The following is a 20,490-nucleotide window of genomic DNA, read 5'->3' as shown; positions in this document are numbered from 1 at the left end:
CGCTTCCTCTTCCTTCACCGCACCTGCCACGACGGCTCGGTGGAAACGACCATGCGCCGGGGCGCTTCGGGAAAGCTTCGGAACGGCTTACGGCCCGCTCACGGGCGCCCGGCACCGCCTGACGGACGGCTGACGCACGATCGGCGGCCGGGGAAACCCCTGGTGGAGGCCGTAGGGACCGGGCGGACACCCAACCGGACCGGCTCCGTGACGTACAGTGACGCACATGCGGTTTGGGGTGCTCGGCCCACTGACGGTGTGGGACGACGAGGGGGTGGCCGTCAGGGTTCCCGAGGCGAAGGTCCGGGCGCTGCTCGCCGCCCTGCTCGCACACGACGGCGGACCGGTCTCCGCCGACCGGCTGATCCACGACCTCTGGGGCGACCGCCCGCCGGGCCGGCCCGCCGGCGCGCTCCAGGCGAAGGTCTCGCAGTTGCGCCGGGTGCTGGGCCGGGACCGGGTGCCCCTCCAGCCGGCCGGCTACCGGCTGCGGCTGGAGGACACCGACGAAGTGGACGCCGACCGGTTCCGCGCCCTGGTGGACCGGGCCCGCGCCGTCACCGGCCCGGGCGAGCGGGCCGCGCTGCTCACCGAGGCCCTCGGACTGTGGCGGGGTCCGGCCTACGCCGACTTCGCCGACCACGACTTCGCGCGCGGGGCGGCGCAGCGCCTGACCGACCAGCGGCTGTCCGTGCTGGAGGAGCAGGCCGAGGCCCGCCTCGCGGCCGGTGAACACGTGCTGCTCGCCGGGGAGCTGGCCGACCTGGTGGCCCGGCACCCGCTGCGGGAACGGCTGCGCGCCCTCCAGATACGGGCGCTGTACGCGGCGGGCCGGCAGAGCGAGGCCCTCGCGGCCTACGAGGACCTGCGCGCCCGGCTGGTGGCCGACCTGGGAGTCGAGCCGAGCCCCGAACTCGCCGCGCTGCACCGGGCGGTGCTCCGCCAGGACCCCGCGCTGTCCCTCACGCCCCGCCCCGCCGACACCGCCTTGGCCGACACCGCGCCCGCCCCGGAACCCGCCGCACCGCAGCCGGCCCCGCCCCCCGCGCCGGCGGCCCCCGCCCCCTCCAACCTGCCCGCCTCCCTCACTCCCCTCATCGGCCGCCGCGACGCGCTCGACCAGGTCACCGGACTGCTGCGCGCCACCCGGCTGGTGACCCTGACCGGCCCCGGCGGGGTGGGCAAGACCCGGCTGGCCGTGGCGGCGGCCGACGCCCTGCTCGGTGGCGCGTCCGCCGCCGAACTCGCCGACGGCGCCTGGTTCGTGGAGTTCTCCGGCGTGCGCGGCGGGGCCGTCGCCGACCTCGCCCAGGTCGTCGCCGCCTCCCTCGGCATCAGCGATCACGCGCCCTCCGCCGTACCCGTCTCCGGAGCCGGCACCCGCTCCCCCGCGCACCACCTCGCCGCCGTCCTGCGCGACCGCCGCACCCTGCTCGTCCTCGACAACTGCGAACACGTCGTGGACGCCGCCGCCGAACTCACCACCCTGCTCCTGCGCACCGCGCCCGGCCTGCGCGTCCTGGCCACCAGCCAGGAACCGCTGGGCCTGCCGGGCGAGGAGGTGTTCCTGGTCGAGCCGCTGCCCACCGACGACGCGGTACGGCTGTTCACCCAGCGCGCCGCCGCCGCGGCCCCCGGCTTCTCGCTCGCCCCCGACGCCTGCGGCGACGGCGACCGGGCCGCCGTCACGGAGATCTGCCGCCGCCTGGACGGCATCCCGCTCGCCCTGGAACTGGCGGCGACCCGGGTCCGCGCGCTCGGCGTGCGCGAGCTGGCGGCCCGGCTCGGCGACCGGTTCCAGCTGCTGACCTCGGGACGGCGCGGGGCACCCGAACGCCAGCAGACCCTGCGCGCGGTGATCGACTGGAGCTGGGAACTGCTCAGCGCGCCCGAGCGCATCGTGCTGCGCCGGCTGGCCGCGTTCAGCGACGGCTGCGACCTGCGGGCGGCCGAGGCGGTGTGCGCGGGCGACGGCGTGGCCTGCCCCGAGGTGCCCGACCTGGTGACCCGGCTGGTCGACCGGTCCCTGGTCGTCGTCGTGGCCGGACCGGCCGGCCCGCGCTACCGGCTGCTGGAGTCCGTCGCCGCGTACGCCACCGAGCGGCTGCACGAGCTGGAGGACCTCGCCGCCGTACGCGACCGGCATCTGCGCCACTACCTCGCGCTCGCCGAACGCGCCGAGCCCGAGCTGCGCGGCCCCGGGCAGCGGTCCTGGCTCGCCCGGCTCGACGCCGAGTCCGGCAATCTGCGCTCGGCCCTGGACGAGGCCGTGCGCCGGGCCGCCGCCGGGCACCCCGAGCAGGCGGCCCGGCTGGCCACCGCGCTGGCCTGGTGGTGGCTGCTGCGCGGCCGGCTCGCCCAGGCCCGCCGCAGCCTGCGCGCGGTGCTGGACACCACGACGACGGCCGCCCCCGACGGCGACCGGTCCGAACTGACCCTGCTGTACACCGCGTTCGCCCTGCTCACCGGCGACCGCGACCCGGCCGACACCCTGCCGGACGAACCCGCCGGCGCCGACCCGGTCCGACGGGCCCGGTCGCTGTGGCTGTGCGCGTACGGCCTGTTCAGCGCGGGCGCGGTGGCCGACAGCGGGGAGCTGAACGACCGGGCGCTGACCCTGTTCACCCGCGCCGGCGACCAGTGGGGCACCGCCGCCGCGCTCGGCCTGCGGGCCACACTCGCGCTGATCCGCGGCGACCTCGCCGGGCTGGGCCACGACGGCCGGCGCAGCGCCGCGCTCTTCCGTGAGCTGGGCGACCGCTGGGGTGAACTCCAGACGGTGTCACCGCTGGCGGCGCTCGCCGAGATCAAGGGCGAGTACGAGGAGGCCGTGCACCGCCAGTACGAGGGGCTGCGGATGGCCCGCGAACTGGGCCTCGCGGCCGAGGTGTCGGCCCGGCTGTCCGGCCTCGGCCGGCTCGCGCTGCTGTCCCACGACTGGGACCGCGCCCGCGACCTGCACGAGCAGGCGCGGCGCAGCGCCGCCGAGCAGGGCTACAAGTACGGGGAGATACACGCCGGGATGGGCCTCGCGCTCGGCGCCCGCCGCTCCGGCGACCTCGACGCCGCCGAGGCGCATCTGCGGCACCTGCGCGAGGGGTACGCCGATGTGTCCTCGCAGGCCGGCGACCATCTGCTGCTGGCCGAGCTGGGTTTCGTGGCCGAACTGCGCGGCGACGCCGACGGGGCCGCAGCCCACCACCTGCGCGGTCTGGAGGTGGCCCGGGCGATCGGCGAGCCACGGGCGCTCGCGCTGTCCCTGGAGGGCCTGGCGGGCGCGGCGGCCCTGCGCGGCACCGGCCCCGCCGCGGCCTGCGCGGCCCTGCTGCTCGGCGCGGCGGACGCGGCCCGCCGCAGCGTGGGCGCGCCCCTGCCGCCGGCCGAGCGCACCGACGTCGACCGTGTCGAGCGGGCCGCCCGCGCCGTCCTGGGCGACGCGGCCTTCACCCGGTCCTTCGACGAGGGCTCCCGGCTGACCCCCGAGGAGGCCCTGCGCGAGACGGCCCCGGCGCTGGACGGTGCCCGCCGCTGACCCGGGCGCCGCGGGGGGCGCTCCCAGGTCGCGCGCGTACGCGGGCCCGCCGCGCGACGCCTCCGGCCCCCGGCGACCGGGCCCCTCTTGACCCTCACACCGTGTCAGGCGGTCGACTCGGAGACATCATGTTCACCATCGGAGACTTCGCCCGGCACGGCCGTGTCTCGGTCCGGATGCTGCGTCACTACGACGCCACCGGCCTGCTGCGCCCGGCCCACGTCGACCCGGCCAGCGGCTACCGCCACTACGGCGCCGCCCAGCTCGCCCGCCTCAACCGGATCATCGCGCTCAAGGACCTCGGCTTCACCCTCCGGCAGGTCCGGGACATCGTGGACGAGAAGGTCGGCGCCGAGGAACTGCGCGGCATGCTGCGGCTGCGGCGGGCCGAGCTGGAGAGTGCCATGGCCGCCACGGAAGCACGGCTGGTCCAGGTCGAGGCGCGGCTCCGAGCGATCGAGAGCGAGGGGCACATGCCCACGAACGACGTCGTCCTCAAGAGCGTCCCCGCCGTCCGGGTGGCGGAGCTGACCGCGACCGCCGAGAGCTACCAGCCCGAGGACATCGGCCCGGTCATCGGCCCGCTCTACGAAGAACTGTTCCGCCGCCTGGACGGCGCGGGCATCGCCCCCGCGGGCCCCGGCATCGCCTCCTACGAGGACGCCCCGGAGGGCGGCGGCAGGATCATCGTCCACGCCGCCGTCCAGGTCTCCGCACCGCTCCGGGACGGCACCGTCCGCGTCCTCGACCTGCCGCCCCTGGACCGTGCGGCGACCATCGTGCACCGCGGCCCGATGGACACCGTGCTGCCCACGGCCCAGGCGCTGGCCCACTGGATCGACACCCACGGCTACCACTCGGCCGGCTACCCCCGCGAGATCAGCCTGGAGTGCCCGGAGAACCGCGACGACTGGGTGACGGAGCTCCAGGCACCGGTCCACCGCCCCTGACCGCCCGGGCGGGCGGGTCCCGGGCGAGTTCCGGGTGCCGAACGGGCGCCGGCCGTAAAAGCCCGGCATTCGGCCCTCGTGGAGACGGAAGTCTCGTCATCATGGGGGCCGGAACGGGCTGTCGTCCTCGGGGCGGGAGGAGTGCCGGTGGGGGAAGAAGAAGAGAGCGGGGGCGTCCGGGCGGTGCGGGCCTGGGCCCACAAGGCCATCGGCCGGGCGAAGGCGTTGCTGCCGGCGCCGGACACCGTCGTCAAGGCCTCCCGCGCCCACGATGACGCGGTCGGCGAACTGGAGGCCCTCTCCCGGCTGCTGGACCACGATCCGGGGCTGCGCGGCTCGGTCGCCGTGTGGCTCGGCGGCGCCCTCACCCTGCGGCACGTCGCCGGGGGCGGGGCGCCCGGGGACCGGGAGCGGGCGCACGGCCTGCTGCGGGACGCGCGGGACCCGGCGACGGAGATCGGCGCCGCGGTCTGTGCCGAGGACCGGCGGTGGGCCGCGCTGTTCCTGCTGACCCACGCGATGCCGTTGCAGGAGATGCTGGGCGGGCTGCCGCCGGAACCGGACGCCACCGCGATGTTCGACATGATCGCGCGGGAGGGTCCGGCCGGAATGGCCGCCTTCGCGGCCGGTCTGCGGGAGCTGGTGGCCGACGCTTCCGAGCTGCCGTTGCCGCCGGAGCAGCTGCGGCAGCTGCGGCAGGTGCGCGACCTGTACGACCGTCCCTCGGCGGACGGGATGACCGACCTGTTCACGAGCCTCCTGCCCGACGACGGCAATCCGTTCACCGACCGGATGCGGCAGATGATGACGGACCTGCTGAGGACGGCCGGCGGCGCGGGACCGAAGCCGGGAGCGGGCCCGGAGACGGGGCCAGGCCCGGACACCGGCGGGGACCCGCGGACGGGCGCGGACCCGGCACCCGGCGCCGGCCCCCCGCCCCCGCTCCGTACCCCCGAGGACTTCCGCCGGCTGTTCGTCGCGTTGCAGGCGGTCAACACCACGTCCGTGGACTTCGTGAACGGTGCCGGCGGCGGGGATCCCGCCGCCCTGGAGCAGCAGCTGCGGCGGCTGCGCGAGGCGCTGGAGGGGCTGCCGGACGGCGTGCCGGGGCGGGACGGCATCGAGGGCATGATGGCCATGCTGCTGAACGTGAGCGAGGGCGCGGGCGGCACCCTCCAGGACCTGGAACTCGGTCTCGCGCACACGCGGTCCCTCGTCGACTACCTGCGGCGCACGTCGCAAAGCCCCGTCCCCATGGCCGACGGCTTCGCGGTCATGGCGGACGTGACGGAGCTGGTGACCGCCGTCCGTGTCGCCGGGCAGGCCGAGGACGTGCGGCGACTGCGCGACCTGCTGCCCCGCGCGGAGGCCCTCGCCGGCTCCGTTCCCGAGGACCACGACTTCCGTTGCATGGCCCTCATCGCCCGCGCCGCGGTCCGCCTCGTGCTCGGCCGGTCCACCCTGGACAGGGAGCTGATGCTGCGCGGCTTCGCGGACCTGGACGAGGGCCGGGAGGCCGCGCGGAACAGCGTCCTGCCGATCGGGGACGCGGACCTCGAGGCGATGGTCCCCGACCTCGCGGCCCTGCGCGCCTACCTCACCGACACCCCCGACGACCTCCCGGAGCGGGAGGTGCCGCCGCCCGACGCCCCCGCCGACCGGCTGCACTCCGCCGCGAACCGCCTGGGCATGCGCTACAGCCTGACCAAGGACCCGGCCGACCTCGACGCCGCCGTCACCACGCTGGAACGGCTGCGCGAGCACATCCGGCAGGGCCGGGCCCCGCGCGTCGCCGCCGAGTCCCTGTGGACGCTCGCCGAGTCCTACCGCGCCCGCTGGCACCGGGAACGGAACGCGTCCGACGCGGACGCCGCCACCGACGCGGCGAATGAGGCCCTGGCCACCCTCGCCGCCGACATCCTCCTCCAGCTCGGCGCCGAACACCGCCTGACGACCGCCCGCAACGGCGCCTCCCTCGGCGTACGGGCCGCCCTGTGGGCCGCCGCGCACGGGAGGGTGGAGGACGCGGTCACCGCGCTGGAGCTGGGCCGGGCCCTCGTGCTGCACGCGGCGGCCACCTCGAAGGCCGTACCGGACCTGCTTCAGGAGCGCGGTCATGCCGAACTCGCCGACGCCTGGCGGGAGTCCGGCGCCCCGGAGACCGGGGAACTGCCCGCCGGGCTGCCCAGCACCCTGCGCCGGAAGGCCCTGGAGGCCCTCGGCTACCGGGATCAAGGCGGCCTGCTCGGCACCCCCACGCTGCGCGAACTCGCGGACGGCGTCGGCGAGTCCGGCGCGGACGCGCTGATCTATCTGGTCCCCGGCGACGGCGGCGCGGCCCCGGGCATGGTGCTCGCGGTGGGCCCGGAGACCGGCATCGGTTTCGGCGCCCTGCCCCTGCTGGCCGAGACGGAGTCCGAGCCGCTGAAGCGGTACCTGGACGCGGCCGCCGCCCGCTCCGCCGGCCCGGACCACGGCGGCGCGGCGACGCGGCAGGCGTGGGAAGAGGCCCTGGACGACCTGTGCGACTGGGCGTACGAAGTGTTCGCCCACGTGCTCGCCGGGCTGGAGAAGCACCTGCCGGACAGCGGGCCCGGCCGTCGCACGCCCCGGGTCGTCCTGGTGCCCTGCGGCCGCCTCGGGGTCGTCCCCTGGCACGCGGCCCGCTTCCCCGCCGGCGCCCCGTACGACTACCTCTGCCAGGCGCTGGTGATCAGTTACGCGGCGTCCGGCAGCCAGTTCCTGCGGACGATCACCCGCGCGCCCCGCGCCCCGGTCTCCGCCCCCGCCCTGGTGGCCGACCCGGGCCTCTCCCTGACGTTCGCCGAGCCGGAGGTCCTCCAGCTGCGCGAGGCCTTCTATCCGGGGGCGCGGCTGTACGGCGACTTCGCCACCCTGCCGCCCGACTCGGTGCCGGCCGGAACCCCGGACCAGTTGCTGGCCCTGCTCGCCCAGGACCACTCGGTGGTCCATCTGGCCACGCACGGGGTGGCGGGCGTACGGCCGACGGAGTCCGCCCTGCACCTCGCCCCCGCCGACGGCGAGGAGACCGGCCGGCTCACCGTGACCCGGCTCCTCGACCGGCCGCGGCCCGCCGGGCCTGCGGCGCCGGACGGCCCGCTGATCGTCCTCAGCGCCTGCGAGACCGACCTGAGCACCCGGGACCACGACGAGGCCCTGACCCTCACCACCGCGTTCGTCGCCGGCGGCGCACGCGATGTCGTGGGCTCGCGGTGGGTCGCCCAGGACAGCGCGTCGGCCCTGCTGATGGCGGTCTTCCACCACCGCCTGCGGGCCGGGCTCAGCCCCGTGGACGCCCTGCGCGCCGCGCAGTCGTGGATGCTCGACCCGGACCGCGAGGACCCGGGCTGCCTGACCGGCGACCTGCGCCCGGACGTCCGCCGGCCCGATCTGCGCCGGCCCCTGCTGTGGGCCGCGTTCATCCACCAGGGTCACCCCGGCCCGGGGAAGGAGACCGCATGACCACGGGTGAGGACGGCGGGACGACGCTGCTCGCCCTCGTCGACGAGCACCTCGACGACATCCGCGCCCGGCTGACCGCCGAGCAGTACGAGCTGCTGCTCACACGGCTGCGGGCCCTCGCCGACACCGCGCCGGACGACCCGAGGGCCGTACGCCGGGCCTTCCAGGCCGTACGGCTCTGCCTGGTGCCGCTGCCGTACGACCATCCGGTGCGCGAAGCCCTGGACTCCGCCCGGCTCGCCGGTGCGGCGACGGCCGGCCGACCGGCCGTGCTGCGCACCCGGGACCTGCTGACCCGTCTCGCGGCCGGTCCCCCGCCGCCCCCCGGCACCGCGGCCGTCATCGCCGCCGTCGAACGCAGACTGCTCCACGCGCCCGCCCTCTCGGCCGCCGAGGCCCGCGCCCGCTGCCACGGCGCCGCGCCACCGCCCGAGCTGATCCGGCTCGACGACCCCGACCGCGGCGACCGCTACCCGGAGTTCCAGTTCGAGCCCGGCGGCGGGGCACCGTACGAGATCGTCCTGCGGATCAACCGGGTGCTGCTGGCCGACGTGGACCCGTGGGGTGCCGCCGACTGGTGGCTGAGCCGCAATCTGTGGCTCGGCGGGGGACCGCCCGCCGCCCTGCTGGGCGTCCGGCCGGACCGCGACCTGGTGGGCGCGGCCGTGGCACTGGTGGAGGGGGACTGATGCACGAGGCAACCGTGTCGCCCTCCGGTTACCGCTTCCGGCCGCACTGGGAGCTGCTGCCCGCCGGCACCCCGCTCTGGCGGATGCACCCGTCCCGGTTCGCGCCCGTGGAGTTCAAGCCGTTCGACCCGGACGACCCCGCGCCCGGCCGCTTCCACGGCACACCCCAGGACCCGTACCCCTGCCTGTACGCGGCGACGGACCCCGAGACCGCGCTGGCCGAGACCCTGCTGCGCTCGGTCCCCTACGACCCGGAGACCGGCATGCGGCTGGTCTTGTGGCGCCAGGTGCGGGGCAGGGCGCTGAACGTGGTGCGGACGCGGTGCGAACTGAAACTGGTCTCGCTGCTGTCCGGGGCGGCCCTCGCCGCCGTCTGCCAGGACAACCGCCTGCTGGAGGACGAGGGCCCGGAGCACTACGCGCACACGCGCCGGTGGGCCCGGGAGATCAGGGCCCAGGCACCCGACGCCATGGGGATGATCTGGGCTTCCCGGCGCAACCCGTCCCAGCGGTGCGTCGTCCTCTTCGGCGACCGCCTCGCGGCCGACCCGCTCGTCGCCCTGCCGTACCGCGGCGTCCCGGACCTCGGCTCCCCATCCGGCATCCAGGAAACCAACCAACTCCTGGAACCCCTCCGCGCGGCCGTCAAATCCCCCCTCCCGCGTCCGGAAGACCGTGCGCCCCTCTGAGAAAGGTCTCCCATGCGATCAGTGAGGCCCCGGCCGCGCCGCGCCTGCGCGGCCGCCGCCGTCATCGGTCTGCTCGGCGGCGGCGCCGTGCTGAGTGCCGCTCCGGTGGCCGCGGCCGCCGCGGTCGACTACGCATGCGAGGGCGGTGTCGGCCCCGACCCGGACGCGCCGCGGCCGGAGCCGGACCGGCCCGTGACGGTCTTCGGGTACGACTGCTACCGGTCGCAAGGCGACCCGGAGGACGGCGTGTGGGTCTTCTCCGAGTACTACGACGAGTACGGGGAGTGCGAGCGCGCTCGGACACGCGACCGCGACGACGTCATCGGTTTCCACTGCTTGAGCGGAGAACGCGAAGCCGGCTGACGGCGAAAGCGGACGCAGCGGGTCCGCTCACCACGGCAAAAACCCCTCTCACCTGCGATTTCGCAGATGAGAGGGGTTTTGTCCGTGGAGCCTAGGGGAGTCGAACCCCTGACATCCGCCATGCAAAGACACGTAGCCGAGTCTGTGAGTCTCAGCGAGTTTCAGTGAGACCCAGTGAGTGCAGGTCAACTGGATTGGCCCCCTCATTAAGTGAGTCTCAGTGAGTCTCGACTAGGACCAGTGAGGGGGTTTCGTGGATTCCACGTGGACTCCGAGCCCCTCAGGCTCACGAGACGGCCCGCAGGTGGCGGGGCTCCCGCCCACCCTCCAGCGCTGCACGCAGCCTGTCCGCGGCCCCTTCGCTGCCGTGCGTGTACAGCCACGTGACCCGGCCTCCGCGCTCCTGCCCGAGCATGAGCTGCACGTCCTTCTCGCTGACCCCGGCAGCATGCAGACGACTCGCCAGGGCGTGCCGGTAGTCGTGGAAGCGAGGCCAGTACTCCTCCCTCCCCGTCTCAGGGTTTTTGATGAGCCGTGCCAATCCCACTTCCTTGATCGCCGGAATCCAGATCCGGCGCCGGAAGTTGTTCCCGCGCAGCACACCGTCCAGCACGGTCCTCTGTCCCCTCAGGGTCCGGGCTTCGCCGGCCATCGGGCCTCGGAACACCAGCTCCTCCGGGCAGAGCCCGTCATCGACGTCGGTGACAGCTCGGGAGGCCGGCAGGCGCTCCAGCATCAGCTCGACCGCCTCCACCGCCTGCGCGGTGAGTGGCACTGTGCGGTAGCCCGCCACCGTCTTGGGCATCCGTTGCCGGACGACGGTGCCGTGGTCATCCACGATGATGTGCCGCACCTCTACCGTGCCCGCAGCAACGTCCACGTAGCAGGCGCGCAGTCCGACGATCTCGCCCCAGCGCATGCCGGTCTCGTGGGCGAAGTCGATGACCGGCCGGTACCAGGTGGGGATCGCCTCCCGGATCTCGGCGTACTGGGCCTCGGTCGGAGGCCGCAGCTCGTCTGGGTGGCGGGCGGGGGCCGTTGCCGTGATGGAGACCGTGTCGAGCGGGTTCTTCGCGATCCGCTCGTCCACGACCGCAGCGCGCATCATGGCCCGGAACAGCTCGCGGACCTTCACCTGCGTGGCGTGGCCCTTCACCTCCCCGCGCATCCACGCTTGCACCTCAGCGGCCCGGATGGACGCGAGCTTGCGCTGGCCCCACTTCGGCTTGATGTGGGCGTTCCACAGGGACAGCTTGCGGTTTCGGGTGGTCGGACGGGCCGGTTCGTGGCCGGGCCACCACTCGTTCCACCAGGCGGCGAGGGTGATCTCGCCGCGCTTCGGGTCGAGGTAGGTGCCGGATCGCACGGCCTCCCGGACCTTGTCGAGGAAGGCGTCTGCCTCCTTCTTCTTCTCGAAGTTCTTCGCCTTCTGGGTGCCGTTGGCGTCCCTGTACCGTGCTTGCCAGCTGCCGAGGCAGTCGCGGCGTCGGTTCCGGTTGCCATGCGCCTCAGGCGGGTACGTCTCCATGCACTTCGGGCAGCCGCAGGTCTTGGACCTCAGCTGGCGGGGGTTGTTCGAGGCCCTACGCCCCATGGTTCACCACCTGGTCACTCCTTCGCTGGTTGGGCACGCGGGAGGTCAGGTCGACCTCGTTACCGCACCAGCAGACTGCACCGAACTCAGGCTGGGGGACCACGAGTTCGGTGAGAATGGCGCGGACGAGTGTCACGGTGTGTGCTGGTGTGAGGTCACGCGGGATGATGATGGCCTTGCCCTTGGCGTCGAAGCCAGGCAGCGCGTCGGGAGGAGCGAACCGAACGCGGACACACATGCTTACCCCCAGAATCGCAGGCAGACGGAACCTGATCCGATGGGGGAGGACATCGGGCGTGCGTCCGACCGTACCTCCGGATGGTGGAATTTTCGACCACTGTTGAGCGTGTTGTTGCTCAAAGGTCACCTGGAGTGACGGAGTCCATTTATGCGTAGACCCGCGGGCTGGACGGATGGTTGCCCTACTGCCCCGTCCGGTTCAGCTCATGCAGGGCGCGCAACTGCGCCTCGGTGATGCGCTGCTGTTCCGCGGTGAGCCCGCGGTACAGCTCCAGGATGCGAGCCTCGGCCTCGGTGCTGAGCGGCCCCGGAGACTGGCGGCCGGCGGCGCGAAAGATCTCCTGCTCGGTGAACTTGGGGAACTCCCGGGCCAGCGCCTGGAGCGCCTCGCGTTTCGGGCCGCGGCCGCCGCCGCGCTTGCGGTGCACCCAGCTGTTCACGGTGGCGGGGGCGACGCCGATGCGGCGCGCGATCTCGCTGTCGTTGACTCGGTATGCGTCCTTGAGTCGTGCGAGAAGCTGCGCCAAGTCTTCGGTGCGCTCCGGGGTGTCCACAGGGTAAGAGTGCCCGTGGATCTTCTACTTTTGCAAGCCAAAGTAGAAGCGTGGCGGGATCGCGTCGCGGCGCGCGACCTCCCCGTCACGCCCCGTGCGCTCGGCATATGCCGCGCTTCTAGAACGACTGTTCGAAATATGCCACACCCGTAGAGCGCCCATCAACACTCACTGACACTCGCCGACACTCACTTGACCTCACTGACACTGACACAGTAAAAATGTGTCAACGGCACCGCGAGGCGCCGCAGCCACCGGGTCCGACCGTCCACCAATCGGCCGGACCCGGGACGGGACTTCGAACTGCGCGAGGCACACATGACCGACCTGATCCGCAAGGACGCGGGCAAGCCACTCCGGGACGCGATGCAGCGTCGAGGGGTGACGCAAGCCGAGCTCGCCGCCCGTACCCGGGTGGTGGACGTCCGCGGAAAAGGTGTGAGCCGAGCGACGGTCAGCAAGGTCACCGGGCGCGGCCGGACGGCGGTCGACACCTGCCGACTCCGTACCGCATGGCTCATCGCCTCGGCGCTCTCCGAGCCCTTGCAGGATGTGTTCGACATGCCCTCAGTCTCTACTGTGACAGTAGAAAGGTGTAACCCCCATGGCGACTCAGACTCTCGCTGAGCGCACCCAGATCCTCGCCCCCACCGGGCTTACCCCGCTCCTGACCACCGCCCAGCTCATGGCCCGCTACGGCGTCAGCAACTGGACGGTCAACCAGTGGGTGATCAAGGGCTGCCCGGTCGAGCCGACCAGCTTCCGCGGCCGGCGCTTCGACCTCGCCAAGGTCCAGGCGTGGATGGCCGAACAGGCCGCACGGCCGGCCGCCTGATCTACCCCTGATGCGCCGAAGGGCCGCCCGACTGCCAGGACCGGCGACCCCACGACTCGGCGCTCACCCCTCTCCAGCGAAAGGAGGAGCCTCCGTGGCTCCCATGATCCCAGACCCCCAGCGGCAGGCACGCATCGCCGGCCTCCGCGCGCTCGCCGATTGGCTGGAGCGCACCCCGACCGCGCCCGTCGCCTACGGGCCCGACCGGTTCATCGTCCCGCTGCACACGAGGGCGGCGGTGGAGGAGTTCGCCGCCGACCACGGTCTGACGGTGACGTACGACGACGAGGGCAACGCCGAGGCATCCGTGGACTTCGGTCCCGTGGTCTACGCGGTGTACGGCTACGTGGACTTCGCGGAGCACTGCGAGCGCGGTGACGAGAAGCGGGCCCGCAAGTGGGCGGAGCGGCACGGCCTGGAGATCCGGCCGACCGAGGACACGGCGGTGGCGGCGTGAAGCAGACCCACCGCGACGACTGGCGGGTGATCGTGACGATCGCGCCGCGCAGCATCAGCGACCTCGGGCTCGACGGCCTGGGCGACATCGCCGGGCCGGTCACGTCCGGCCCGATCGAGGTGGCCATCGCGCCCCGCCGGCTGGGCGACTTCGGCTGGGTGTCGATGGGCGACCGCCTCGCCAGCAACGACATCGACGGCGACTACAAGCGCCGGTGCGAGGAGCTGCTGGCCGCGCTGCTGGAAAGGTCGCACGTCCGCGAGGGCCGCATCGTGTGCACGGAGACGCACACGTGCTCGCACTGCGGCTACGGCTGGGAGGTGCTGACCGCCGACGAGGCGGCCGACCCCGCATGCCGACAGGACGAGCACAGCGCCGAGGGCGAGCCGGTCTGTTGCGGCAAGGCGATCGCCGAGTTCCGGGCCGAGCGCGGTATCCCGGCGCTGGCCAAGACGGGCGGTGCGGCATGAGCGAGTCGATCACCGTCCGCGTGATGCTCGGCTCGTACGACGCGCTGCGCCCGGACGAGCAGCAGACGCAGGTGTACGCGCAGATTCCCGAGGTGGCGCGCGTCGTCTACCTCCTGCCGGCCGAGAGGTACGACGGCCTGAAGGGCCGAGCGTGGCCCGAGGTGCTGGACGTGGCGCAGGAGCACTACGACCGCGGTTGGGTGCGTGCGGTCGCGGATGCAGCGGCTGGTCAAGCGGCGGTCGCGGTGTGGCTGAGGGACAAGGCCAACCGGGACGAGGTGCAGGCCGCGTGGGAGCAGAACCAGGCGCGGCAGCACCCGTTGGTGCGGAGGGTCCTCGCGGAGAACGAGCGGCTGCGCGGGCAAGTGGCTGGCGAGGAGCTGGCGTACGAGCGGCTGCGGGTGGCGCTGGAGTCCGCGAAGCGCGGGCGTCGGGAGGCGCGGGCCCGGGTCGCCGAGCTGCTCGCGGAGCGGCACACGACGAACGAGGCGCTGTCGGAGGCTGCCGAGACGCTGCGCGAGCAGCGGGACCGCATCGTCGCGCTGGAGGCGGAGCCGCTGGCCTGGGCTGGGAAGCTCGCCCCCAAGTCGCTGGACACGTTCCTGATCGCGTTGGGCTCGGCGACCGAGTACGAGCCGATGGACGGCGCGATCGCCCGGATCCACGAGCTGATCGGCTCGTACCGGGCTGTGGCTCGGGTGGATGCGTCGGTGGACCGGCTGACGCGCTTCCTCGCGCCGACGCAGGTTCTCCGCGAGGAGGAGCCCGCCGAGGCGCCGGCCTTGACGGTGTACCGGGCATCGCACGACTCGATCGTGCTGGGCCTGTACACCGCCCGGGAGGCTGCCCAGGCGCACTGCGAGGCGGTGCTGCGCCGCAAGGACCCCGGCGCGGAACTCGCCTGGACCGCCAACGACGGGGCCGAAGCTCTGATTTTCACGGTCGGCGGTGAGTTCCAGGACTGGTCCGGCTACGTCGTGACCGCGCTGGAGGTCGCCTCCGAGTATGACGAGGGGGCCGACGAGTGACCGCCGACTTCTTCCAGCCCGGCCACATCTACGCCTACGACGCCAACGGCTTCACCGCGCCCGAACTCCTCACCGTGTTCCGTGTCGTGGCCGACACCGCACACCCGGACACGGGCAAGCGTATGGCGTTCGGCTGGCTTCGCACGGCGGAGACCGAGGCGTGGTCGCCGTACGCCGAGCCCGCGGACGAGTGGCCCGCCTGCTGGACCGACGTGACCGAGTCGTTCGGAGGGAAGAGCAGCCCTGCCGGGGCCGACGCCACCCCCGGCCCCACCGGCCGCGTCGCCCGGCTCCTCGACGCCATCCGCACAAGCCGAGGCCGCTGGACCACCACCCGCGCCGCCCAGCTCTACCGCGACGCCCAGATCGGCCCGCCCGGCGCCCGCTGGCCGCAGCTGCGCACCGCCGCGCGGGGCGACCTCCGCGATCTCGCCGCCTGGGGCCACCTCGTCCGCCACGAGGAGCCCGGCCGCCAGTTCTACACGCTCAAGACCCGGAAGGACGACGGCCGATGAGCGACACCATCACCCGCCGCGGCTGGCTCCTCGCCGCCATAAGGGCCTACGGCCGGCCGGTCACCACCCAGCTCGCCGAGCAGATGATGACCGGCTCGCCGTGGCCGACCACCGGCCGCAACACGGTCCGCAAGGACCTGCGATCCCACGCCCGGCGCGGGCACCTCACCGCCGTCGACATCGACGGCCGCCGCATCTACCACCCCACGACCACCCCGGAAGGACAGCCGCCGATGAGCAACCCGCTGACCCCGATGCGCGACCACGAGCGGGTCCTGGGGCAGATCGAGCGCGGGGAGGTCCGGGTGGGCCCGGACACCGCGCGGGAGATCGCCGCCCGTGCCGAGGTGGCGTACGGCGACGCGTTCGACGGGACGCCTGCGGAGGCGCTGCGCCGCCAGCTGTGGGCCGCCACCGTCGCCAGCGTCTTCACGACCACGGAAGGCGGTATGGCCGCATGAGCACCGGACCCGAGCACTACCGCGAGGCCGAGCGGCTCCTGAAGGGCAGCAAGAACAGCCACGGCGCCCTCGTCATCGAGGAGGGCACCGCCGAGGTGCTGCTCGCGGCCATCGGGCACGCGTTCCTCGCGAACGCCGCCGCGACCGCGCTGAACGACAACTCCGCCCACGAGGGCGGGATGCCGCTGGCCGACTACCACGCCTGGGCCGAGGCGGCCGGCGTGTGGAAGCCGAAGCCGAAGGGACAGACCGCCTGATGACGACCACCGTGCAGGCCGGGGCTCAGGCCCCGGCCGCCGGCCGCCGGGTCACCCCCACCGGCCGGCTCATCCTCCCCGCCGACGCCGACCGCGACGTCTGGCTCACCGCCCGCCGTTCCGGCATCGGCTCCTCCGACGTCCCGGCGCTCCTCGGCCTGGTCGAGAAGAGGCCGCCGATCAAGGTCTATTACGAGAAGCTCGGCCACGACGTCGATGACGCCGGTGAGGCCGCGTTCTGGGGCACCGTCCACGAGGAGCCCGTCGCCCGCTACTGGGCGATGCGGAACCGCAGCGTGATCCGTCGTGTCGGTCTCGTGGCCCACGTTGACCACACGCACTGGATGACGACCCTCGACCGACGCGTCACCGAGTGCCCTCTCGCCGAGGACAAGCGGGTCCCCTGCGCGCTGGAGGTCAAGACCCGCTCCGCGTTCAAGAGCGCGCAGTGGCACGCCGGCGCCCCGGACGACGTCCTCGCCCAGATGCTCTGGCAGATCGTCGTCAACGGCTACGACCACATGCACTTCGCCGTCCTCATCGGCGGCAACGAGTACCACCAGGGCACCGTCCGCGCCGACCAGTACACGGACGTCATCGCAGACATCACCACGGCCATGGACAAGTTCTGGGCCGAGCACGTCCAGGCCCAGGTGCCACCGGAACCGTCCGGCGACGGCGAGGCGGTGGCGCAGATGTTCCGACGCCTGCACCCCACCCGCTCTGGTGCCGTGGACATCGACCGCCACCCCGACGCCCTGGACGCGCTCCTGGACTACAACCGCCACCAGCGCGAGGAGTCCGCCGCGAAGAAGGCGAAGGCAGCCGCGAAGGCCCGCATGGTCGCTGCCATCGGTGGTGCCCAGGAGGCCCTGATTGGCGGGGAGCGTGCCTACGCGCTGGAGCCGTCGAACGCCGCGCCGAAGGTCGACCTGGAGTTGCTCGCAGAGCGCTGGCCGGACGCCTACGAGGCCTGCGTCAGGGCCAACCCGACCGAGCGCATCGCCATCTCCAAGGCCTTCAAGGGGGGCATCTGACATGGGTCTGCGCGAGAACGCAGCCGCGGCCGCCGGCCGCACCGTGACCACGGACGAAACGGAACCCGACGCTTACACCGGCACCACGGCCGAGCCGCTCCCCGACCTCAGCGACTACGTCCCGAAGGACGGCGAGGACTGGGACATGGTGCCCGTCCACATCGCCTGGCTCCGCGTCCGCCGCGACATCTCCTGGATCGGCAAGGGCGACGCCTACGTCGAGAACGGCAAGAAGAAGTACGACTTCCGCGGCTACGAGCGTGTCGTCGCCGCCTTCGGGCCCATCACCCTCAAGCACGGTGTCTCCGTCATCCCGCACCGGGTCGTTCCCTCCCACCGGGATGCCAAGAGTGGTAAGGGCACGCCGATGCGCGAGGCGACGACGCTGATCACCTGGCGGATCTACGGGCCCAAGGGCGACTTCTTCGAAATGGAGTCCGAGGGCGAGGCCCTCGACTACGCCGACAAGGGCACCGCGAAGGCGCAGACGATCGCGCAGCGCGTCGCCCTGTTGGTCGGCGGTCTGATCCCGACCGGCGCGCCGGACAGCGACGAGTCGAACATCGAGCGCGGCGAGGCCCCGGTCCGGCCGGCGGCGAGCTACCTCGACGAGATCTGTAACCCCCACACGAGCGCCGGACGGTTGCGGCAGATCCACTTCGAGCTGCGGACCACCCGCCAACTCGGTGCGCTGGTCACCAACGAGGTCGGCGACGAAGAGCCGATCGGCGACATGGTCGTCCGCATCGGCAAGGAGCGCGCGGCTGGGGGTGCCGAGTGACCTCCTTCGCCACCGTCCGCAAAGCCGCTTGGGACACCGAGACCACCGGCCCGGACCCGCTCAACGACCGCATCGTCACCGCGGCGTTCATCGTCCGCGGCGGCGGCCGGCCGGACCGCGTCTTCTCCTGGCTCATCAACCCCGGCATCCCGATCCCGGCCGAGGCGTCCGAGGTACACGGCATCACCGACGCCATGGTCCAGGCCGAGGGCCAGGACCCGAAGAGGGCGCTGGACGAGATCGCCGTCAACCTCGTCCGGGCCATCGAGTGGGGCATGCCGCTCATCGCGTACAACCACAGCTACGACTGGACGATCCTCCACCACGACCTCGCCCGCCACGGGCTGCCGACCGTCGAGGAGCGCGTGGGCCTGCACCCGCTGCCCCTTCTGGACCCGCACGTCATCGACAAGCAGGTCGACAAGTACGTGAAGGGCAGCGGCCAGCGGAAGCTGAAGCCCACCGCCGAGCGGTACGGCGTGCAGCTGGAGGACTGGCACACCGCCGAGGCCGACGCGCTCGCCGCACTCCTCATCGCGGAGCGGCAGTTCGAGCGGTACCCGCAGCTCGCCACCATGGGCCCCGCGCAACTCTTCGCCGCCCAGCAGGCCTGGCGGGCGGAGCAGCAGGCCGGCCTCCAGGAGTGGTTCCGCACCCGGGCGACGCCAGAGCAGGGCGGCAACCCCAACAAGGTGATCGACGGCTCGTGGCCGCTGATCCCGGCGCAGCGCGGGGGTGAGGCATGACCACCCGCATCGCTGCCGGCGCCTCCTCGCTCGTGAGTGCGCTCCTCGCCAGGGCTGGCATGTCCCGCCGGAACGCCACGAAGGGACGTCACCGCGCCGTCACGGCCGAGCCCCAGATCCTGCGGCCGATCGAGGCCCTCGTCCAGGTCGAGGCGTGGTGCCTGGACGAGCACCGCCGCACCCTACACGTCCGGTTCGCGGCGGGCGGGCTGGTCTGCATGGACTGCCGCGCTCAGCTGACCGCCTCCATCTCACAGCACCGCCAGGGGGACCGGTGACCGCCTACACCCTCTTCGACCCCAAGGCACCGGCCGCCACCACGGCGGCCGGGGCCCGGCCCGCCACCGGCCGCGCCCCGCGCGTGATCGGCCTCGACGTCGCCATGGGCATCACCGGCATCGCGGGCAAAGGCTGGACCGACTACATCAAGGCCAAGGGCCAGTCCCAGCACTCCCGGTTCGAGCAGCAGCTCACCGGCATCGCCGACCACATCCGCAACGCCGACCTGGTGGTCATCGAGGGCGCCGCCTACGGCCACAACAACCAGGGCGCCGACGCGCTGGCCGGCATGCGGTGGATGGTCCGGCACGACCTGTGGAAGCGCCGTATCCCCTACGCCGTCGTCACGCCCGGCCAGCGCATGATCTACGCAGTCGGCACCGCCGCGCCCGTCGACCCGGACACCGGGAAGCGGCTCAAGGGGACCGCCCTCAAGGGCGCCCTCCGCCAGGCCGTCGCCGACACGTACGGCATCACCACCGAGGGCGAAGCGCGGTACGACGAAGCCGACGCCTACGTGCTGATGGCGATGGGCCTGCACTGGCTCGGCTGGCCACTCGCCGTCGTACCGGACGAGCGGCGGCGCGCACTGGACTCGGTGCGCTGGCCCGAGCGCGCGGTGGTGACTGCCCGATGAGCTACATCAACGCCACCCGGGAACAGATCGTGGCTGCGCTCCATGCAGGTCACAGCGTCAACCGCATCAGCCGCGAACTCCGCGCCGACCGCGCCCGCATCCGCGCCATCCGCAACGAACTCCAGCTCCCCGCCTACGTCCGCCCGGAGGAGACGCGCACCATCGAAGAGAAGTGGCGTCTGTACGCCAAGCCCGTCGACGGCGGCCACGTGGAGTGGACCGGCGAACGTGGCACGGCCAGCGGCACACCACTGCTGTCCTTCAAGGACAAACACCACAGCGCCGCTGCGGTCGCCTTCCGCATCCGTACCGGTCGTGCCCCCGAGGGCTACGCCCTCGCCGACTGCGGCGTCAAGCACTGCGTGGCGCCTGAGCACGTCGAGGATGAGCCCGGCCGCCGCCGGACCCGGGAGCAGCTCCGGTACCTGCGCGGCGGGCGGGCGCTCCCGGAACGCTGCCATGCCGGTCACGACCTCAGCGAACACGGCCGGATCGGCACGGACGGCCGCGCGTACTGCAACACCTGCAAGCGGTCCCAGGGCCAGGTGGCGGCATGAAGTGCGGCCACTGGATCGGCGCCGAGCGCCGACACTGCGGCACCACCCGGGACGTACGCCCGTACCTCACCGGCCCCTGCTGCCCCGCCCACACCCCGCGCGCGCTCCAGGGCCTGCCCGAGATCGAGCCCGGGCCCGGCATTCCCGCCGGCGCCTGGACCACCCCCAGCCCGCTGAACGACTCCCGCGTCCACGACGCCCGCGCGGTCGCCTCCGGGAAACGGCGCTCCACCCCGCAGGCGTACCGGGCAGCCCAGGCCGCCGTCCGCCACGAGACCACCTGACCGGCGGCCCATCCCCCCACGGCCGCCACCGGGCCCGCCCCGTCCCCCTCGC

At 73.3% G+C, this 20,490-nt stretch carries 22 protein-coding genes; 20 read left to right on the top strand and 2 right to left on the bottom strand.

The window, feature by feature from the left end:
* Window positions 1-226 precede the first annotated feature (226 nt).
* The 6 genes from ACZ4W9_RS21285 (at window position 227) to ACZ4W9_RS21260 (ending at window position 9,706) form a co-directional block, all read left to right on the top strand.
* On the top strand, window positions 227-3,532 hold the full coding sequence (locus ACZ4W9_RS21285; protein ID WP_467938015.1) for an ATP-binding protein: 3,306 nt from the start codon (window positions 227-229) through the stop codon (window positions 3,530-3,532).
* Between the two features lie 128 nt (window positions 3,533-3,660).
* Complete coding sequence (locus ACZ4W9_RS21280) at window positions 3,661-4,482, top strand: MerR family transcriptional regulator (protein ID WP_467938013.1); 822 nt, start codon at window positions 3,661-3,663, stop codon at window positions 4,480-4,482.
* 147 nt (window positions 4,483-4,629) lie between these two features.
* On the top strand, window positions 4,630-7,965 hold the full coding sequence (locus ACZ4W9_RS21275; RefSeq protein ID WP_467938010.1) for a CHAT domain-containing protein: 3,336 nt from the start codon (window positions 4,630-4,632) through the stop codon (window positions 7,963-7,965).
* Window positions 7,962-8,654: a hypothetical protein gene (locus tag ACZ4W9_RS21270; protein WP_467938008.1), complete on the top strand. Its 693-nt coding sequence runs from the start codon at window positions 7,962-7,964 to the stop codon at window positions 8,652-8,654. The genes ACZ4W9_RS21275 and ACZ4W9_RS21270 overlap by 4 nt, the downstream gene beginning before the upstream one ends.
* A complete protein-coding gene (locus ACZ4W9_RS21265) occupies window positions 8,654-9,343 on the top strand; it encodes an RES family NAD+ phosphorylase (RefSeq protein WP_467938006.1) in 690 nt (229 codons plus the stop codon). The genes ACZ4W9_RS21270 and ACZ4W9_RS21265 overlap by 1 nt, the downstream gene beginning before the upstream one ends.
* 12 nt (window positions 9,344-9,355) lie before the next feature.
* Window positions 9,356-9,706 (top strand): hypothetical protein, encoded by a 351-nt coding sequence (locus ACZ4W9_RS21260; RefSeq protein ID WP_467938004.1) that lies wholly within the window; start codon window positions 9,356-9,358, stop codon window positions 9,704-9,706.
* A gap of 286 nt (window positions 9,707-9,992) precedes the next feature.
* Here the strand turns inward: ACZ4W9_RS21260 and ACZ4W9_RS21255 are convergent, their stop codons facing one another.
* Both ACZ4W9_RS21255 and ACZ4W9_RS21250 read right to left on the bottom strand, forming a co-directional pair.
* On the bottom strand, window positions 9,993-11,300 hold the full coding sequence (locus tag ACZ4W9_RS21255; protein ID WP_467938002.1) for a tyrosine-type recombinase/integrase: 1,308 nt from the start codon (window positions 11,298-11,300) through the stop codon (window positions 9,993-9,995).
* Window positions 11,301-11,722: 422 nt separating this feature from the next.
* The gene (locus ACZ4W9_RS21250) at window positions 11,723-12,094 is read right to left on the bottom strand and encodes a helix-turn-helix domain-containing protein (RefSeq protein ID WP_467938000.1); all 372 of its coding nucleotides are present in this window, start codon (window positions 12,092-12,094) and stop codon (window positions 11,723-11,725) included.
* Window positions 12,095-12,698: 604 nt separating this feature from the next.
* Between ACZ4W9_RS21250 and ACZ4W9_RS21245 the strand changes: the two genes are divergently transcribed.
* The 14 genes from ACZ4W9_RS21245 (at window position 12,699) to ACZ4W9_RS21180 (ending at window position 20,438) form a co-directional block, all read left to right on the top strand.
* Window positions 12,699-12,929, top strand: coding sequence for a hypothetical protein (locus ACZ4W9_RS21245; RefSeq protein WP_467937998.1), 231 nt, complete (start codon window positions 12,699-12,701; stop codon window positions 12,927-12,929).
* A gap of 103 nt (window positions 12,930-13,032) precedes the next feature.
* The gene (locus ACZ4W9_RS21240; protein ID WP_467937996.1) at window positions 13,033-13,386 is read left to right on the top strand and encodes a hypothetical protein; all 354 of its coding nucleotides are present in this window, start codon (window positions 13,033-13,035) and stop codon (window positions 13,384-13,386) included.
* Window positions 13,383-13,856, top strand: coding sequence for a hypothetical protein (locus tag ACZ4W9_RS21235; RefSeq protein WP_467937994.1), 474 nt, complete (start codon window positions 13,383-13,385; stop codon window positions 13,854-13,856). The genes ACZ4W9_RS21240 and ACZ4W9_RS21235 overlap by 4 nt, the downstream gene beginning before the upstream one ends.
* Window positions 13,853-14,884 carry a hypothetical protein gene (locus ACZ4W9_RS21230; protein WP_467937992.1) on the top strand — a complete coding sequence of 344 codons (1,032 nt, stop codon included), beginning with the start codon at window positions 13,853-13,855 and terminating at the stop codon, window positions 14,882-14,884. The genes ACZ4W9_RS21235 and ACZ4W9_RS21230 overlap by 4 nt, the downstream gene beginning before the upstream one ends.
* Window positions 14,881-15,399: a hypothetical protein gene (locus tag ACZ4W9_RS21225; RefSeq protein ID WP_467937990.1), complete on the top strand. Its 519-nt coding sequence runs from the start codon at window positions 14,881-14,883 to the stop codon at window positions 15,397-15,399. Before ACZ4W9_RS21230 ends, ACZ4W9_RS21225 begins: the two co-directional genes overlap by 4 nt.
* Complete coding sequence (locus tag ACZ4W9_RS21220; protein WP_467937988.1) at window positions 15,396-15,860, top strand: RNA 2'-phosphotransferase family protein; 465 nt, start codon at window positions 15,396-15,398, stop codon at window positions 15,858-15,860. Before ACZ4W9_RS21225 ends, ACZ4W9_RS21220 begins: the two co-directional genes overlap by 4 nt.
* Complete coding sequence (locus ACZ4W9_RS21215; RefSeq protein ID WP_467937986.1) at window positions 15,857-16,117, top strand: hypothetical protein; 261 nt, start codon at window positions 15,857-15,859, stop codon at window positions 16,115-16,117. The genes ACZ4W9_RS21220 and ACZ4W9_RS21215 overlap by 4 nt, the downstream gene beginning before the upstream one ends.
* On the top strand, window positions 16,117-17,154 hold the full coding sequence (locus tag ACZ4W9_RS21210) for a YqaJ viral recombinase family nuclease (RefSeq protein ID WP_467937984.1): 1,038 nt from the start codon (window positions 16,117-16,119) through the stop codon (window positions 17,152-17,154). Before ACZ4W9_RS21215 ends, ACZ4W9_RS21210 begins: the two co-directional genes overlap by 1 nt.
* Window position 17,155: 1 nt before the next feature.
* Complete coding sequence (locus ACZ4W9_RS21205) at window positions 17,156-17,935, top strand: ERF family protein (protein WP_467937982.1); 780 nt, start codon at window positions 17,156-17,158, stop codon at window positions 17,933-17,935.
* A complete protein-coding gene (locus tag ACZ4W9_RS21200) occupies window positions 17,932-18,681 on the top strand; it encodes an exonuclease domain-containing protein (protein ID WP_467937980.1) in 750 nt (249 codons plus the stop codon). The genes ACZ4W9_RS21205 and ACZ4W9_RS21200 overlap by 4 nt, the downstream gene beginning before the upstream one ends.
* On the top strand, window positions 18,678-18,959 hold the full coding sequence (locus tag ACZ4W9_RS21195; protein WP_467937978.1) for a hypothetical protein: 282 nt from the start codon (window positions 18,678-18,680) through the stop codon (window positions 18,957-18,959). The genes ACZ4W9_RS21200 and ACZ4W9_RS21195 overlap by 4 nt, the downstream gene beginning before the upstream one ends.
* Window positions 18,956-19,597: a hypothetical protein gene (locus ACZ4W9_RS21190; RefSeq protein WP_467937976.1), complete on the top strand. Its 642-nt coding sequence runs from the start codon at window positions 18,956-18,958 to the stop codon at window positions 19,595-19,597. Before ACZ4W9_RS21195 ends, ACZ4W9_RS21190 begins: the two co-directional genes overlap by 4 nt.
* Window positions 19,594-20,154 (top strand): hypothetical protein, encoded by a 561-nt coding sequence (locus tag ACZ4W9_RS21185; RefSeq protein ID WP_467937974.1) that lies wholly within the window; start codon window positions 19,594-19,596, stop codon window positions 20,152-20,154. The genes ACZ4W9_RS21190 and ACZ4W9_RS21185 overlap by 4 nt, the downstream gene beginning before the upstream one ends.
* Window positions 20,151-20,438 carry a hypothetical protein gene (locus ACZ4W9_RS21180; protein ID WP_467937972.1) on the top strand — a complete coding sequence of 96 codons (288 nt, stop codon included), beginning with the start codon at window positions 20,151-20,153 and terminating at the stop codon, window positions 20,436-20,438. Before ACZ4W9_RS21185 ends, ACZ4W9_RS21180 begins: the two co-directional genes overlap by 4 nt.
* The last annotated feature ends 52 nt before the right edge of the window (window positions 20,439-20,490 follow it).

This window comes from Streptomyces sp. NPDC029296 (genome assembly GCF_055569255.1).
This window is presented reverse-complemented; position numbering and strand designations above follow the sequence as displayed.